Below are 17,213 nucleotides of genomic sequence, written 5' to 3' on the forward strand. Positions count from 1 at the left end.
GATCCCGACGAGGCCGTCGCCAAGGTCAAGGATTACGTGGACTGGGGCCTCAACCACCTGGTGTTCCACGCCCCGGGACACGATCAGCGTCGTTTCCTGGAACTGTTCCAGCGGGATCTGGAACCGCGGTTGCGGAAGCTGGGCTGACCTCGTCCTCGCTCGAGGGCGGCCTTCCGGTGAACCGGTAGACCCGGAACCGCTCGTCGCCGGTTGCGCCGTAAACCGAGAGCACCAGCTTTCCCAGGCCTGCGCCGTCATCCCAGAGAGCGGGGTAGCGCACGTTCAGGGCGTCTGCGTCGGAGACACGCGGATTACTCGCGACGATGTAGCGGACGCCGAAGTCCCACGGACGGTTCATCACCGCGGTGAAGTCGTAATCGCTGGTGATGACGAACTGCTTGGGGTTGTCCGATGCCAGCCACACGCCCCAGGTGTTGAACGAGTCCATCAGAACCGAACCCTCGGGCAGATCACGGCTGTCGAAGTACTGGGCCAGCGTGCGGTCGTTGACCATCAGTCGCCGGTACCACTGCTCTTCCGGGGGATAGGTCGCCGGATCGAGCAGTGATTTGAATCCGAACTGCAGTTGTTGGTTGCCGACCCTGGAGTCGGACATCGCCATCACGGTGACCGGTATCCCGACCACCAGCGACAACGACAACAGCACCGCGCCGATCCGGCTGGTGGTGTCGTCAGTTCGCCAGGCCCTCTGCTTCACAGCGCCGTTGGGTGTCCACAGTGCCAGCGCTACACAGATCACCAACGGGATGGCCAGGAGGTAGAACCGGAACCAACCGAAGGTGGTCGACGAGTACTGGCTCGCCGCGGCGAAGGTCAACACCGCACCGAACACCACCGCGGGCGCCAGTGCGGCGATGTTCCTGCGCAGCACCGCAAGTGCGGCTGCCACTGCGACGGCGATCAGGACGAAGGGCTGCATGCCCAGCAGCCGGGCCGCAATCACCACCCAGTCGTCGGAGGCCGCCAGTGCCGCCGGACCGCCACGTTCCATGGCTTCGGCGACCTGGCTTCCGTTGCCGTACTGCGAGGTCAGCGTCGCGAAGAGCTCACCGGTGACCACCCATCCGGTGAGCGCCCAGATCAGGAAGACCGACACCACCGGGAACATGACGATCAGCATCGCCAGCAGTGCGGAGTTGAACCTGGAGCCCTGCCGTGAGCGCAGGAACGTCACCACACCCACCAGGGCGGCTGCCCCGCAGGCTGCCGGTATCACCTCATAGCGGGCCAGGTATCCCAGGCCCAAAGCGATTCCGGCCCAAGCCAAGTCGCCGACCCAGTTGTCCTGCAGCCAGCGCAGCAGATGCCGGACGCACCACAGCAGGAAGAAGGCTTGGGCGGCCTCACTCATCCCGGAGGCGCCGTAGACGACGATCATCGGCTGCAGTGCGAAAACGCCGACGGCGAGCCTGCGCCACACCGTTCCGACCCCGCGGTCCAGGGCGATCCGCCGGACCATCACCGCGGCGCCGGCCATGAACAGCGCGCTTTGAACCACTGCAGCCAGCCCGTGGGTCTTCAGTTCGGGCCACCAGCCGCTGAACTGCAGCACGGGGATCTGCACCAGGCTCGGCAGCGGGTTCCAGACGAACCCGATTGCCGAGAGGTGAGGTTGCCGGCTGAACAGCGCGTAACCGGCGTTGGCGACCCGGCTGGGTGCGTCGGGGTCGAACATGTTGTACCGCAGTACGAGTATCGCGCCCACCGTGAAGTAGAGCCCCGAGAGCGTGGCGAAAAGGGCTGCGCCCCAGAACTTCTTGGGTGCGGAGTTCGGCCCTGTCACGGCGGTGCCGGTTGGCACCGCCGTGACAGGGGGCGTCAGGACGTCAGTGGCCGGCACGCCGGCGCCGTACGAAGACGAACGTCACCGCACCGAGCACTGCCGCGGTGCCTGCTGCGATGGACACCCAGGCCCACCATTTCCAGCCGTCGCCGGGGTACTCGTTGGTCATACCGCCGCCCTCATGGAGGGTGAGGTTCACCGAATCGCCCGCGGTGCCTGTGGCCACCACATCACCGGTCAGTGAAGCCCACCGGTTGGGGAGACCCCGGATGTAGTCGAAGCTGGCGTCCACCAATGCCCAGTCGTCGCTGCCGGAGATCGCCAGCACCGTGCGGTCATTGTGGGTGAATGCTTGCACCACACCGACGCCGCCCTTGAGGTCGACGTCGGTTTCCGGGCTGCCGTTGACGTCCACCGCCGAGGCCGACGACGGGAGCAACGGCGGTTGCATACCCGCTTCGGCCAACTGACTGCCGTCGGTCACCGCGAGCAGCCCGGTACCTGCGGTGGCCGCCTCGGTGAACGTGGTGACGTGTGGGCGCAGCGGCACGGTGCTCTGCTGACCCATCAGGTTGATCGCCTGCGCGGCGAAGTCAAGATGACCGGGCTGATCGAGCGCCACCTCGAAGTCGGGGTTGAAGGCCATGGGCAGCACCGGGAATCCGCCGCGGTTGCGGCTGCCGGGGGTGACGGTGACCGTCGACTGCGGGTCCAGAGCGAAGGTGATCCGGTCGTTCATCGGTGCGCAGTCCTGGTCCGGTGAGTATCGGAGTTCCAGCGCCATACCGATATTCGAGGTGACAGACTCGGCCGGGATGTCGCCGGTGACGTCCAGGACACCGGACTCGTCGAGCTTCTGGGTGGCGAGCACCGTGGACCCCGAGCGGATGAGCACCGATGCCTCGCCTCCCACCACCGGGGTGTACCGGGCCTTCAGATGCACCTTGGCGTTGGTGATCGAGCCGACGCCGAAGGTGCTGACGTCGAAGCCGGCATACATCGTGGTGAGGCCGAGGACTGAAGCCTGCCCGGTCATTCCGAGTTGTTCGAAGGTCTTGATATTGGTGATCTGGGCCTGCCGCTGGTTTGCGGTCAGCACTATTGCCGAGGGGTTCTGTGCCAGGCCGAATCGGCGATCAGCGAACAACTCGACCTGTTGCTGGAGCTCCGGGCCGCTGCCGGTGATCGCCAGCACCGCCTCGGGACTGTCCGGATTCTCCACCGCCACACCGGGTTCGCCGTCTTCACGGATGACGATGGTCCGGCTGGTTCCCCTGTTCGGGCCCTGGGCCGACTCCGACTCGGTGTCGATGTCGATACGGACCGGCATCGGGCGGTACAGGTGGGTGAGCTTGGCCACCAGGTCCAGAGCTGCCTGCTGCTGATCCTGGGTCGGCTCCGGGCCCACCTCGATGGTGATGCGGTCGAGATAACCAGGAAGGAAGTCGGCGACAGTGGTCGGATCCGGTGTAGCGCCGGAATATGTTGCCGCGAGCTGACTCAACGTCACCTCGGGCGGCTGGACACAACTGTCGATGCGTTTGTTGTCGAGGTCACGCAGCCGGAAGCTCAGTTTGGCCACTCCGTCGACCACCTGCGCTTTGGAGACGTCGATGTTGAAGGGAACCGTCTGCAGATCAGCCGGAATGGGGATGTTGGCGATGAGTACCCCACGCGCGTCCAGCACGTCGATCCGGCCGGTGGTGTTGACGACGGAGCCGATCTGCCCGCTCAGACGCGCGGGCGTCACCCCTGCGGGTACCGGCATCTCGATGTCGGTCGGCTGGTTCGCGCCCAGAAGCTGAATCTGGTTCGACAGGCCGAGCTGACTCCAGCCGATGGCCGGTGAGGAAGTTCCCGGTGCGGCAAATGCCGGCGCGCTCAGCGGGACTGCCATGCCGGCGGTCATGGCGACTGCGCCCACAGCGCAGATGATTCGTCGAACTGGTTTGTGCACGGTCACTTTTCTCCGTTGCTCTCTACGCTGCTGATCGCAGGCCTGGTGGGGGTCAGAGGGGTCTGGGTGAGACCGTGGACGGTCTTCTCCCAGAAGAAGGGACGGAATACGAGCTGGTAGATGGCTTTGAGCGCGGCCACCGACTGCAGGACCCAGTAGAGCGGGACCAGCAGGGCCGCCCACCACAGGTACGGCTTGCCCTGGGCGTAGCTGACGACCAGGCCGACGAACACCGCCATCGGTGCGACGATCACGAACAACGCCAGACACAGGTAATAGGTGAACGGTGGGAACAGAAAGCTCACGAACGGTGGCCGGCCTGCGATCCAACAGAGCAGCGCGAACCAGAACAGGAGGTTGAACGCGTTGCCCAGGGGGACAGCACCGGTCATCGTGATGAGCCGCAGGATCGCCTTGGTGCCGATTTCACGTCTGAGTTGAACCGGGTGACGAAGGTGCACCATCATCGTTTGCAGATAACCCTTGTACCAACGGGAGCGCTGCCTGACCCAGTTGATGACGTCGGAGTTGGCCTCCTCCAAGGTCACCGAGTCCAGGATGATCGTCCGGTAGCCGTACCGGGCCAGGCGGACGCCGAGGTCGGCGTCCTCGGTGACGTTGAACTCGTCCCAGCCGCCGACTTCCCGCCACACCCGGGTGGGCATGTGGTTGGAGGTACCGCCGAGGGGCACCACACAGCGGGCGTCCTGTATGGCGGGCAGCACCACGCCGAACCACTGATCGTATTCCAGCGCAAACCATCTCGTGAGGAGGTTCTGCTTCTCGTTGAAGTAACCGAGGCGGCTCTGCACGCATCCGACATCCGGCGATGCGCGGCGCAACGCCACCACGGCCCGCCGCAACTGGAGGGGTTCGGGGATGTCCTCGGCGTCGTAGATGGTCATCATCTCGCCACGCGGATCAGCCAGCAGCATTCCGTAGTTGCAGGCCTTCGGCTTGGTGCGGGGCATGCTCGGCGGCACCAGCACCACGCGGATGGATTGCAACTGGATGTCGGCCACCGCGAGCTGTGTGGCCAGGTCGTCCTCTTCGATCAAGAGCAGGACTTCGAGCTTTTCGGCCGGGTAGTTCAACTGACCCACGCCGGTGACGAGATTGTGCATGATCGTCGGTTCGTTGAAGACGGGCAGCAGCACCGTGTAGAAGGGCAGTTCGTCGTCGGGAACCGCCAACGCTTCGGCGTCGCTGATCTGCACCAGTGACGGCGAGGTGAAACCTTTCACCAACAACCAGTTTCGGTCCAGCGACGTGAAGAGGTAACACACCGCCACGAATGTCGTTGCCACCGCTGCTGTTCCGTCCGGAATCAATGCGAAGGCGAGCACGACCAGCCCCACCACCACAGCGATGCGCACAATCGAGCGGCGGTCGAGCACCGTGCGCGCGGACAGGTGAGGCGGCAGCTGTGCCGAGCTGAATTCGTGGTTCACTGCGCGAGATTCCCGGCAATGGCCGGAGTCTGCTCGCCGAGGAGCCGGGACACCACGGCCTCGGTGTTGGCCCGGGCGATCGGATTCACCACACCCGGCTCGGAAGGCTGCTGGCGCAGCGTCCACAAGGTGGGCTCGATGAACGCCGTGTGCAACGTGAGGGGTTGTGGCTCCGGCGCGGCCTGATTTCTGCTCTGACTGGTCAGCACCGTCACCTGCTGGAAGACCGCCCCGCTACGCCAGATCCAGGTCACCGCGTCCCAGTCCGTCGCGGAATTCGTGGTAGCGGAGTCCGCGTCGCTGTGGGCCGATTTGATTCCGGCCGGGGCTGCGACCTGGGCATCGAAGGGCGTGTAGTTGACCGGCACGGCCGACGGGTACCAAATGGCGTCCGTGAAGTCCTGCAGGCGCGCGAGATCTGGGGACGTCATGACGTCGACCACGGTTTCGTAGGCGCCGGCGTCATTGGCAACTCGATACCGGTCCAAACTGGAGCCCGGGCCCAGGAAACGGGTGATGAACGGGAAGCTCTGCGCGCGCTCGAGTCCGGTGTTCTGGATCCAGTCGGTGTTGACCTGTTCCACCGGCGCCGGCCGGGTCATCGGCAATTGCAGGCAGAGCATCACGATCGCAGCGACGACGAGCACCGCGTAGGACTGCGGCCTGCATTGGGGGAGAGGGGATGTTGCGACGGTCTGCTGCGCTCGGCGAGGTGCCGTGATCCGGTGCAGCGCGAGTACCACCACAACAGGAACGGCGCCGGCGGCGACGACCACACGAACATAGAGGCTGGTGTCGATGAGCAGGACGACTGCGAGGCTGGACAGTCCGAGGTTGATCAGCGTGCTCAGCAATCGTCGGCCGAATGAAACGAAACGGGTGGCCAGGAACACCGCTACGGTCCCGATGAAGGCGGAGACCAGGGCCACTGCTGTGTCCGATCCGCCCAGTTGAGCGGTCATCAGCATGACCGGCATGACTGGCGCGAGGACAAGACCGAGCACCCACACGTTCCACAACCGAAGGACATGACGAGCGGAGAAGACCACCATCCCGCAGGCAGCCACCCAGATCAGGAAGCCGACGTTGTCGATGTGCCACAGTGCGGCCAGTGAGGGCAGGCGGCGTTCGATCAGGATGATTGCGGCGAACCCTCCGACGCACAGGAGAGCGGCCGCGATCCAGTCCGACTCGGCGTCGATGACACCCCTGGGGGGATGGCTGTATCCGGCCGCCACCAGCCCTGCCAAGACCGGCGCGATGACCAGGTAGGCGGACTGCGAGCCAGCGAAGGCGGTGCGACCGGCCTCACTGAGCTGAACGAAGTAGGCGAGCACACCGACGAAGAGGACGAACCAGATCCGGGCCCACAGCTCGGGGTTGACGGCCGGGCGCGCGGATCGGACAACATCGTCGAAGCGATCCAGCTCCACACCGGCGGCGCCGGCAGCGTTCGAATCGGCTCGGTACAGGGGGAGATCGATGGACATGTTCTCTGTTCTCGATTACGGGTCGTGTCGTCCGGTGACACGACCAGCGGTATGGCGGTCGGTTTGCCTCCGTCGCAAGCGATTTCGGCGGCCTGAACTCTCCCCCTCGAGTGCAGGCAAAACGTGCTTCAAATACGGCGGAACGCCCCCCGCGCTGCGTTGCCGATGCGGCGCGGTTCGTCGAGGGGAGTCCGGGCGATCGATCGGCCGGAGATGTCGCTGACCAACTACCAGCATCGCAACACTGAGGCCTAGCTAATACTGACGAACTGGAAAAAACGTTACTGCATGCAAATCTAGCAAACAAAGTCGATACGCTGTGATCTCAGTCACAACGGGTTTGAGGGGTGTGGGTCACCGGCCGACCGCAGGTGAGTAGCGCGCCGACGTGGGCGTGCCGTGAAGCGCAGACGTGGCGGTGAAGGCAACGACGTGGCTAAAAGCCCAATCACGTTGTGGCGCTCAGGAAATCGGGTTTTCCACCGTCTGTGGCTGCCCCGCGGCGAGCAGGCGATTCACCACTACCTTGGTGCTCGCCAGGACAATCGGATCCACCACACCGACCTGCAACTGCTGCTGACGGGTCATCCACAGGGCGGGCTCGACCACGACGTTGTGCACCGACAGTGGTCTCGGCGCGGGTGCCGGGACGCCTCTGGCCTGACTGGTGATGACGGTGACTCGCTGGAAAGTGTTGCCGGAGCGCCACACCCACGTGACGGCGTTCCAGTTGTGGGCGCCTTGGGTTTCGGCGGCATCGGCGTCGCTGTGTGCGGTCTGGATGCCTGCCGGGCTGTCGGGCCCGGCGTCGTAGGGCGCGTAGTTCACCGGGGCCGACGACGGATACCAGACTGCATTGGAGAAGTCTTGTAGCCGAGCCAGATTCGGTGAGCTCATGACATCGACCACCGTCTGGTACTCGCCGGATCCGCCGGGGGCCCGGTAGCGGGTCAGGGTGGCATCGGGGCCGAGAAAGCGCGTGATGAAGCCAAACTCCTCGACAGGATCGAGGGTGGCGGCAGCCGTCCAGTCGTAACGCACCTCCTCGACAGGGGCAGGGCTGGTCATCGGCAGGTGTAACCACAACATCGCAACAGCAGCAACCGCCAGCGCGACCCAAGACTGGGGCCTGCGCCGCGGCACCGTCGCTTCGACAGCGGGAACTTCGATGCGACGACTCGAACGTGCGAATCGGTGTGCGGGAAGCACGGTGATCAGCGGGACGACGCCGGCGGCGACGACCACCCTGAGGTACAGGCTCACTTCGGCGAGCACGAGCACAGCTGCGATGGCGACGACGGCGTTGGCAGTTGTGACGAGCAGTCGCCGGCGCAGGTCTGCGAACCGGGCCGCCAGGTAGACCGCGAACGTGCCGAGGGCCGCCGAAGTCATGGCGATCGCAGTGTCGGATCCGCCGAACTGAGCCGTCAGCAACATGAAGGGCACAACCGGTGCCAGTAACAGGCCCGCCACCCAGATGTGCCACATCCGCAGCATGTGGCGAGCGGAGAAGATGACCATGCCGCTGGCGGCGACCCAGATCAGCAGTCCAGCGTTGTCGATGTGCCACAGTGCCGCCATGGTGGGCAGGCGACTCCCGATCAGCCATAGCGCGGCGAACCCCGCTGCTGCGACCAGGATGGCACCGATCCAGTCCGACTCCGCGTCGCCCACTCCGCGCGGCGCGCGGATGTAACCCGAGGCCACCAGGCCGGCCAGTACGGGAGCGACCACCAGGTATGCCGATTGAGAACCGGCAAAGGCAGCGCGGCCGATTTCACTCAAGGGGACGAAGTAGGCGAGCGTCCCGATTGCCAGGACGAACCAGATCCGCGTCCAGATCTCCGCACGACTCATGCGGGGATGTGCGGATACGGCAACGTTCGGTGTTCGATCCCAATCGTCGCTGGCTACGTCGGCGTGAGTGGAACCTGCACTGTACGCGGAGGTATCGGGGGCCATGTTCTCTGTTCTGACTACGTGCCACGGTCGTTGTGGCAAAGGCCTACAGTACGCATCTTGCGGTGCCGCCGCCGGGCAAGGCGGCGCCAACCGCGTGTCGGTTCGACAACGTTTTCGTTGTCGGTTCGCTTCAGCCCCGCGGTTTCGGGGTTGATCGCCGGTGCGCGGGTGCGAAATGAGTGGTGGAGGCCATCTCGCTCCGCACGACGGGCGACGTGCTCACATCCATGCGCTCGTTGCCCCGGTCCCGCCGCATTGCCCCCCGGCAATCGCAACGGGTGAGGGTCGACACTCGACGTCGCCCCGGGCGGGAACGGCGGCGAATTCGACCATGGCTCGACTTTCTTGCCGGTAGAGTGCGACCGGCTACCCAACGTCGGCCTGCATTTCCAGCATCGTGATTCTGGAATCAATACGTTATTTACGAACTGGCAAAAACGTTAGCTGACGCGATTACAGCAAACAAATACATTCGGCTGTGATCTTGATCACAACTGCGTTTGACTCGGTTAGCCAGGGGGCCTCTGGATCGTCTCGGGAAGATGCGGAAGGCTGTAACGGTGCCGCAAGGACCGGGTTTTGCCTCCAGCATCTACGTCGCCTCACCAGAAGGTGACACCGGCAAGTCGACCATCGCGCTCGGCATTCTCAATCGCCTGACAGCGACGGTCCCCAGGGTCGGGGTGTTCCGCCCGATCACCCGGCTCGGCGAGGTACGCGATTACATCCTCGAGCTCCTGTTGGCTCAGACCTCGGCCGGGCTCACCTACGAGGAATGTGTCGGCGTCGGCTATCAGGAACTCCACGAAGACCCCGACGCCGCCATCGCGCAGATCGTCGACCGCTATCACCGAGTTGCCGACCGCTGCGACGCCGTGCTGATCGTGGGCAGTGACTACACCGACGTTGCGAGCCCGAGCGAACTCGGGGTCAATGCGCGCATCGCCGTCAACCTGGGCGCGCCCGTGGTGCTCGCCGTCCGCGCCAAAGGTCGGACACCGGACGAGGTGGCTCAGGTGGTGGAGCTGTGCCTGGGCGAACTGCGCGCCCAGCACGCCCATGCCGCCGCCGTCGTGGCCAACCGATGCGAGCCTGCCGAGCTCGAAGCCGTGGCCGCCGCGCTGAGTCGGTTCGAGCCCAAATCGTATGTGCTGCCGGAAGACAAACTGCTGGTCGCGCCGTCGGTGTGTGATCTGCGCACCGCTGTCGGTGGCACGCTGATCAAAGGTGACGAGTCGTTGTTGGGCCGCGAGGTGCTCGATGTCCTGGTGGCGGGTATGACGGCCGAGCACGTGGTCGAGCGGCTCACCGAAGGCGTTGCGGTGATCACCCCCGGTGACCGCTCCGATGTGGTCCTGGCGGTGATGAGTGCTCATGCGGCCGAGGGCTTTCCGTCCCTGTCCGGTGTGATTCTCAACGGCGGCCTGGACCTGCACGACTCCATCGCCGCCCTGGTCGACGGGCTGCGGCTGCGGCTGCCCATCATCGCCACCGATCTCGGGACCTTCGCCACCGCCAGTGCCGTGGCCAATGCACGCGGGCGGGTGACGGTCGACTCGGCGCGCAAGATCGACACCGCATTGGAACTGATGGACCGATACGTCGACACCGCCGATCTGTTGGACCAGCTGGCCATCGAGATCCCGACGGTGATCACGCCGCAGATGTTCGAGTACCAGCTGATCGACCGCGCACGCGCCGACCGCAAACGCATCGTGCTGCCGGAGGGTGACGACGACCGGATCTTGAAAGCCGCCGGTCGTCTACTCGACCGCGGCGTGGCCGACCTGACGATCCTCGGCGACGAGGCAGCCGTGCGGGCCCGCGCGGCCGAGCTCGGTGTCGACCTGTCGGCGGCGGACGTACTGGACCCGCGCACCAGTGACCTGTGCGACCAGTTCGCCCAGCAGTACGCCGAGATCCGCAAGAAGAAAGGCGTGACGGTCGAGCAGGCTCGCGAAATCATCCACGACGTCTCGTATTTCGGCACCATGCTGGTGCACAACAACCTCGTCGACGGCATGGTCTCCGGAGCGCGGCACACCACCGCGCACACGGTCCGGCCGGCGTTCGAGATCATCAAGACGCTGCCCGATGTGTCCACGGTGTCGAGCATCTTCCTGATGTGTCTCGAGGATCAGGTCCTGGCGTATGGGGATTGTGCGATCGTGCCCGACCCCACCGCTGAGCAACTCGCCGACATCGCCATCAGTTCGGCGCGCACGGCCCAGCAGTTCGGGATCGAGCCCCGGGTGGCGATGCTGTCGTATTCGACGGGCACGTCCGGCACCGGAGCCGACGTGGACAAGGTCCGTTCCGCCACCGAACTCGTCCGCCAGCGTGCCCCAGAATTGTTGGTGGAAGGCCCGATTCAGTACGACGCCGCCGTGGAACCGTCGGTGGCGGCCACCAAGATGCCGGATTCGGCGGTGGCCGGCCGCGCGACGGTACTGATCTTCCCGGACCTCAACACCGGCAACAACACCTACAAAGCGGTGCAGCGCAGCGCCGGCGCGATCGCCATCGGTCCGGTGCTGCAGGGCCTCAACAAGCCGGTGAATGACCTGTCGCGAGGAGCATTGGTGTCCGATATCGTCAACACGGTGGCCATCACGGCGATCCAGGCGCAAGGCAAGTGAACGACGAACGCACCGTTCTGGTGCTGAACTCCGGCTCGTCGTCCGTCAAATTCCAACTGATACAACCCGATAGCGCCGCCTCGATCGCGCACGGCATCGTCGAGCGCATCGGTGAGGACAACTCGACGGCCAAACTCGTCTGTGGCGATCAGGAGTTGCGCCGCGACGGCGCGATCGCCGATCACGAGGCCGCACTGCGCACCGCATTTGAGCTCTTCGACGAGGCCGGGGCCCGGCTGGGTGAGCAGGGCCTGGTGGCGGTGGGCCACCGCGTGGTGCATGGCGGTCAGGAACTGTACCGTCCGACCGTCGTCGACGACGCACTGCTGGCCACCATCACCGAGCTGGCACCCCTGGCTCCGCTGCACAACCCGCCGGCGGTCCTCGGTATCGAAGTCGCGCGCAAGGTACTGCCCGACCTGCCGCACGTCGCCGTCTTCGACACCGCGTTCTTCCACGATCTGCCTCCCGCCGCCGCGACGTACGCGATCGACCGAGATGTGGCCAGTGAGTGGAAGATTCGCCGCTACGGGTTCCACGGGACGTCCCATCAGTACGTCAGCGAACAGGCCGCGGCATTCCTGGGCGTCCCGCTGGAGAGCCTCAACCAGATCGTGTTGCACCTGGGTAACGGCGCATCGGCGTCGGCGATCGTCGGGGGCAGGCCCGTCGACACCTCCATGGGACTGACGCCGATGGAGGGCCTGGTGATGGGAACCCGCAGTGGGGACATCGATCCCGGCGTCATCATGTATCTGTGGCGAGCAGCCGGGATGAGTGTCGAAGACATCGAGACCATGCTCAACCGCCGCGCGGGGGTGCTGGGCCTGGGCGGGGAGATCGATTTCCGGGAGCTGCACACACAGATCGACGCCGGCGACGCTGATTCGCAGTTGGCCTACGACGTCTACATCCACCGGCTGCGCAAGTACATCGGTGCCTATCTTGCGCTGCTGGGCACCGTCAACGTGCTGACCTTCACCGCCGGGGTCGGGGAGAACGACGCCGCGGTACGCCGCGACGCCCTGTCCGGTCTGGCCCCGCTGGGCATCGAACTCGACGAGCATCTCAACGACAGCCCCGCCCGCGGCCCCCGGATCATCTCGGCGGAACGCTCACCGACCACCGTGCTGGTGATCCCGACCAACGAGGAACTCGCCATCGCCCGGGCCTGCACCGCAGTCCTCTAGAACCACGCCGAACTCAGAAGGTGGAGGGCGGTCGCACCGTGTTGGCCATGTCCACCAGCGCATACCGATGCGCCTGGGTGGGCGCCACCCGGGCCAGCGCCCGCAACGACGCCTCGACGCCGAGCTGCAGGCCGTGCGCAGTGAACGGGAAGCCCAGGATGTGATTGGTGCTCGCCTCGTTGTCGGCAATCCAGTCCATCGCGGTGCCCAGCACCAAAGCGCGCAGCTGGAGCACGCGGGGCTCGCTGTCGGGCAGCGCCTCCACCCGGCGTGCGGCATCGCGGATCTGCTGTTCGGTCAGTTCACTGGTGGAACGCCCGGACAGCAGGGTGACCGCACTGGTGAGCCGCGCGGTGGTGAAATGTCGCGACGTGGCGGGCACCTGGTCGAGGGTTCGAACCGCGGCTTCGCGTTCGCCGTTGGCCGACTGCGCCCGCGCCAGGCCGAAACCCGCTGAGATCACGCCATTGTCGGTGTTCCAGACCGTGCGATAGAACTGCGCCTCGTCGGCGTCGCCGGCCAGCTCCGCGGTCGCGGCCAACGCGATCTTGGGGGCCAGCTCGCCGGGCAGAGTGTCGAGGACTTCGTTGAAATGTTTGATGGCTGAGTCGTAGTCGGCGGTCAGTAGATCGGACACGGCGCGGAACCAGACGAGCCGCCATCGCCAGCCCACCCGATCGGCGAGGTCGTCGAGCTTGCGGGTGGCCTTGGCGACATCGCCGAGATCCAGCAGCGCCCGCACCTCCATCAACGGCAGGTCGGTGGACTCCGACAGGTCGATCTCGTCGGAATCCAACGTGCCGTGCCGGGCGGCGCGCAGCGAGTCCAGCGTCTGCACCGGTTGCGACAGCAACGTCGCGCTGAGCACCTTGGCTCCGACGTCGCTGGGGTCGACCAGCGGGACGGGCAGTGCCGTCACGATCTCGCCGGCGGTCAGCTTCTCCGAGTGCGGCTGCCCGTCGAGGTAAACGTCGGTGTGGGCCACCAGCAGATCCACCCCGAACGTCGACCGCGACGGTGAGAACATCGTCGACAAGCCGGGACGCGGGACGCCACTGTCCTTGGCCACCACTTCGCGCAGCACACCCAGCAACTGACTCGACATCTCGTCGGCGCTGGCGAAGCGCCGGCGCGGATCGCGATCGATGGCGCGGCGCAACAGCCGACCGAAGCTGTCGTACTCCCTGAGCACCGGGTCGTCGTCGGGCAGCCCGTCGACGTAGCGGCCCTTGCGGGTTTTCAGCTTCAGGGTCAGCGCCGCCAGCGTCCGGCCAACGGTGTAGATGTCGGAGGCCACCGTCGGGCCCGTCCGCACGATCTCCGGGGCCTGATAACCCGGGGTGCCGTAGAGGTATCCGAACGAATTGATCCGGGACACCGCGCCGAGGTCGATGAGCTTGAGCTGCGATTCGGTCAGCATGATGTTCTCGGGCTTGAGGTCGTTGTAGCACAGCCCGATGGAGTGCAGATACCCCAGCGCGGGAAGGATCTCGAGCATGTAGGCGATGGCCTGGGCCACCGGCAGTCGTGTGCCTCGTGCCTGTTTGAGCGACGTGCCGCCGACGTACTCCATCACGATGTAGCCCACCGGCTCGCCATGCGAATCCGGGTGCTCGACGAAGTTGTAGATCTTCACGATCGACGGGTGGACCACTTCGGCGAGGAACTGGCGCTCGGCCATCGCGATGGCCTGGGCCTCCGCGTCACCTGAGTGCACCAGTCCTTTGAGCACCACTGGTCGCTCGTTGACGTTGTGGTCCACGGCCAGGTACACCCAGCCGAGACCGCCGTGGGCCACGCAGCCCTTGATCTCGTACTGGTCGGCGACCATATCGCCGGCCCCGAGCTGGGGCAGGAAGGAGTACGCGCTACCGCAGTGCGGGCACCAGCCCTCCGAGAGCGCTTTGCCGTCGGGGGTGGACCGCCCGACCGGTTTGCCGCAGTTCCAGCAGAACCGTTTCGATTCGGCGACAACCGGATTGGTCATCAATGCGGCGAACGGATCGATCTCGGGAACCCGCGGGATCTCCACCAGGCCACCGCCCAGGCGCCGGGTAGGGGAGATGGCCCGCGTCAGCGCGACGGTGTGGTCCTGCGGTTCGGTGCCTCCACTGGAGATGAAGGTGCCCTCGGAGTCATCGTCGAAGTTCGGCCGGAAAATGGCCTGGGTGGCCATCGGGCGCAGGGTCGACATGGAGTCGAAGAGAGCCTCGGCAGGCTGGGTGCCCGGTCCCTCGTCGTCGTCCGTGTCCGGCCCCTGCTCGATGATTGCGCCCGGCCCTTCCTCGGTCTCGTTCGTCGACCTCGTGGACCGGTCGGTGGTCTCGTGCGTCGACCTCGTGGACCGGTCGGTGGTCTCGTGCGTCGACGTCGTGGACCGGTCGGTGATATCGGAGTCACTCATTCGACTCACCTAATCCACATACCGGGCGCTGGGTGGGGCCGGCGGCGGACCGAGCACTGTCAACCACTTGCGGTACAACGTATTCCACGTGCCGTCCCGACGGATACGTTCCAGCGTACCGTTGACGAACCGCACCAGCCCCTCGTTCTGCAGGTTGATCCCGATACCGTACGGCTCCTGGTTCATGTTCGGGCCGACGATGTGCAGATACGGGTCCTGCGACACCAGCCCGGCCAGGATCGAGTCGTCGGTGGACACCGCGTCGACCTGGCGCTGCTGCAGCGCCACCAGGCAGTCGGCCCAGGTCACCACGGTCACGATGATGGGCGCCGGGGTGATCTGGCGGACCCGCTCCAGCGATGTGGTGCCCTTGGCGGCGCAGACCCGCTTGCCGGGCAGATCGGAGGCCTGCGTGATCGCCGAGTCGCGCGGGGCCAGAATGCGTTGATAGGCATTGAGATACACCGTCGAGAAGTTCACCAGCTCTTTCCGCTCGCAGGTGATGCTCATGGTCTTGACCACGATGTCCACTTCATTGTTCTGCAGCGCGCTGATCCGGTCGGCCGACGACAGGATGCGGTACTCCACCTGTGATGGGGTGCCGAAGATGTCGCGGGCCACTTCGCCGGCGATGTCCACGTCGAATCCGGTGATCTCACCGGAGATCGGATCGCGGAACGAGAACAGATTGCTGCCGATGTCGAGCCCGACGATGAGCCTGCCGCGGTTGCGGATGTTCGCGACGGCATCCTGGGCTTCGGAGCGGCTGGAGAACGGCCGCAGACTGGCGGTGCGGTCGCAGTCCTCGTCGTCGGTGTCGGGCGGGCCGGGAGCTTCGGGCGCCATCTCCTCCATACCGGCGGGTGTCGGCGGCGGCAAGGTCAGCACCGGGGCCGGTGTCGGCGGGACCGTCTGCGCGCACCCGGTGAGCAGGACCATCAGCGCGGCCATCGCGGCCGCCAACCGCCTCGTCATCGGTACTCGCTGAGCCGGGGCCAGATTCCGAGGGCCACCGCAACCGCCGCCCCCAGTGAGAGCACCACCCCGCCGACGGTGGCCCCGGAGAGCACCCGGCGAGCGTTGCCGATGTCGTTGCGCAGCTGGTTGCGGCTCTCGCGGATTCCGCCTGCCAGCGCCTCTTCGAGCTTGTCGAAGGCCGGGGTCGAGTCGTCCTCACCGGTTCCGAGCGCCACCTGTGTGGCCGCCTGGTAATTGCCCACCGAGATGTAGGCGTTGATCCGCTCATCGGCCGACCGCCACTTGGCCAGTAGTTCGTCGGCGTTGGCCAGATCGGACTTGTCGATCGCGTCCTCTCGTTGGAGGTACTCGGCGAGCTGCTGCTGCATGGTGTCGATGCGTTGGTAGTAGGACTGCTTGCGGACATCTTCGTCACCGCGGCGGATCAGCGACAACGTTTCGTCGGCGCGGGCCTGCTGGGCGGTGATCGCCAGCGTAGTGATGGTCTTCAACGATTCCGCCGCGGTGTTCTTGGCGCTGCGGCTGCCCGCGGTCGAGATCGTCAGCGCGGTCCCCACCCAGACGACCATGATCAGGATGGCCAGCCCGCCGGCGATCAGTCCGATGTTGACCCGGCGCCGGGTGCGGCGGGCCAGCCAGCGGTGGGCGAAGGCGCCGAAGAGGATGGTGGCGCCGACGACCAGGATCACCGGTGCCGGGATGCGGGTGGACGCCGTGGTCTCCTGGTCGACGCGCGCCGAGGTCACCTCGTAGAGCCGTTGGGCGCTGGGCAGGATGGTCTCCTGCATGAGCGACGAGGCCTCCGACAGATACGACGAGCCGACCGGATTGCCCGCGCGGTTGTTGGTGCGCGCCGTCTCGATGAGCCCGGTGTAGACGGCCAGCTCGGCGTTGATCTTGCCGAGCAGCTCTTGCATCGGCTGGTCGGTCAGTCCGCTGGAGGCCTGGGTCAGCGCGATCGCGGCGTCGGTGATGGCCTGTTCGTAGCGTTGCCGCACCGGCCGGGGTTCGGCGCCGGCGATGAAGGCGGTGGCCGCGGCGGCGTCGGCCACCGACAGGGTGGTGTAGAGCTGTCCGGCGGCGAACGCCAGCGGCTCGGTGTGGTCGAGCACGGTGGTGAGCTGCTGCTGACGGTGGTCGATGGTGGTCGATGTGGCAAACGCGCTGATCACGCCGAGCGTGGCCAGAATCACCCCGATCGCCAAGATGCGACCGGGTGTGGTCCACAGGAACCACCACCGGGGATGGGCGGGCTCGGCGGGCGACCGGGATGCCAGCGGCTCCGTCGACGGGTGCGCCAACTCAACCGTCACCTGGGCGGACCTCGTTTCCCGCTCG

General features: G+C 65.8%; 9 protein-coding genes and 1 pseudogene. 3 read left to right on the forward strand and 7 right to left on the reverse strand.

Features of this window, described 5'->3' with window-relative positions:
• Positions 1-147 (forward strand): annotated as a pseudogene (locus AC3A6P_RS33285) (glucose-6-phosphate dehydrogenase (coenzyme-F420)); the annotation flags it as partial.
• Positions 148-1,847: 1,700 nt separating this feature from the next.
• Here the strand turns inward: AC3A6P_RS33285 and AC3A6P_RS33290 are convergent.
• The 4 genes from AC3A6P_RS33290 to AC3A6P_RS33305 all read right to left on the reverse strand — a co-directional run bounded on the left by AC3A6P_RS33290 (position 1,848) and on the right by AC3A6P_RS33305 (position 8,559).
• Positions 1,848-3,728 (reverse strand): hypothetical protein, encoded by a 1,881-nt coding sequence (locus tag AC3A6P_RS33290; RefSeq protein WP_487696665.1) that lies wholly within the window; start codon positions 3,726-3,728, stop codon positions 1,848-1,850.
• Between the two features lie 35 nt (positions 3,729-3,763).
• Positions 3,764-5,212 (reverse strand): glycosyltransferase family 2 protein, encoded by a 1,449-nt coding sequence (locus tag AC3A6P_RS33295; RefSeq protein ID WP_487696666.1) that lies wholly within the window; start codon positions 5,210-5,212, stop codon positions 3,764-3,766.
• A complete protein-coding gene (locus tag AC3A6P_RS33300) occupies positions 5,209-6,702 on the reverse strand; it encodes a hypothetical protein (RefSeq protein ID WP_487696667.1) in 1,494 nt (497 codons plus the stop codon). The genes AC3A6P_RS33295 and AC3A6P_RS33300 overlap by 4 nt, the downstream gene beginning before the upstream one ends.
• 462 nt (positions 6,703-7,164) lie before the next feature.
• Positions 7,165-8,559, reverse strand: coding sequence for a hypothetical protein (locus tag AC3A6P_RS33305; protein WP_487696668.1), 1,395 nt, complete (start codon positions 8,557-8,559; stop codon positions 7,165-7,167).
• A gap of 647 nt (positions 8,560-9,206) precedes the next feature.
• Between AC3A6P_RS33305 and pta the strand changes: the two genes are divergently transcribed.
• Both pta and AC3A6P_RS33315 read left to right on the forward strand, forming a co-directional pair.
• A complete protein-coding gene (gene pta, locus AC3A6P_RS33310; RefSeq protein WP_487696669.1) occupies positions 9,207-11,303 on the forward strand; it encodes a phosphate acetyltransferase in 2,097 nt (698 codons plus the stop codon).
• Entirely contained in the window at positions 11,300-12,493 is a 1,194-nt protein-coding gene (locus AC3A6P_RS33315) for an acetate kinase (protein WP_487696670.1), read from the forward strand. The genes pta and AC3A6P_RS33315 overlap by 4 nt, the downstream gene beginning before the upstream one ends.
• 13 nt (positions 12,494-12,506) lie before the next feature.
• Here the strand turns inward: AC3A6P_RS33315 and AC3A6P_RS33320 are convergent, their stop codons facing one another.
• Genes AC3A6P_RS33320 through glnX form a run of 3 tightly spaced genes read right to left on the reverse strand, consistent with a single transcriptional unit; the run spans position 12,507 to position 17,188 of the window.
• Positions 12,507-14,897 (reverse strand): serine/threonine-protein kinase PknG, encoded by a 2,391-nt coding sequence (locus tag AC3A6P_RS33320; protein WP_487696671.1) that lies wholly within the window; start codon positions 14,895-14,897, stop codon positions 12,507-12,509.
• Between the two features lie 9 nt (positions 14,898-14,906).
• On the reverse strand, positions 14,907-15,872 hold the full coding sequence (locus AC3A6P_RS33325; RefSeq protein ID WP_487696672.1) for a glutamate ABC transporter substrate-binding protein: 966 nt from the start codon (positions 15,870-15,872) through the stop codon (positions 14,907-14,909).
• Entirely contained in the window at positions 15,869-17,188 is a 1,320-nt protein-coding gene (gene glnX, locus AC3A6P_RS33330; RefSeq protein ID WP_487696673.1) for a protein kinase G-activating protein GlnX, read from the reverse strand. Before glnX ends, AC3A6P_RS33325 begins: the two co-directional genes overlap by 4 nt.
• Positions 17,189-17,213 lie beyond the last annotated feature (25 nt).

The organism is Mycobacterium sp. Soil_C_30, assembly GCF_057656995.1.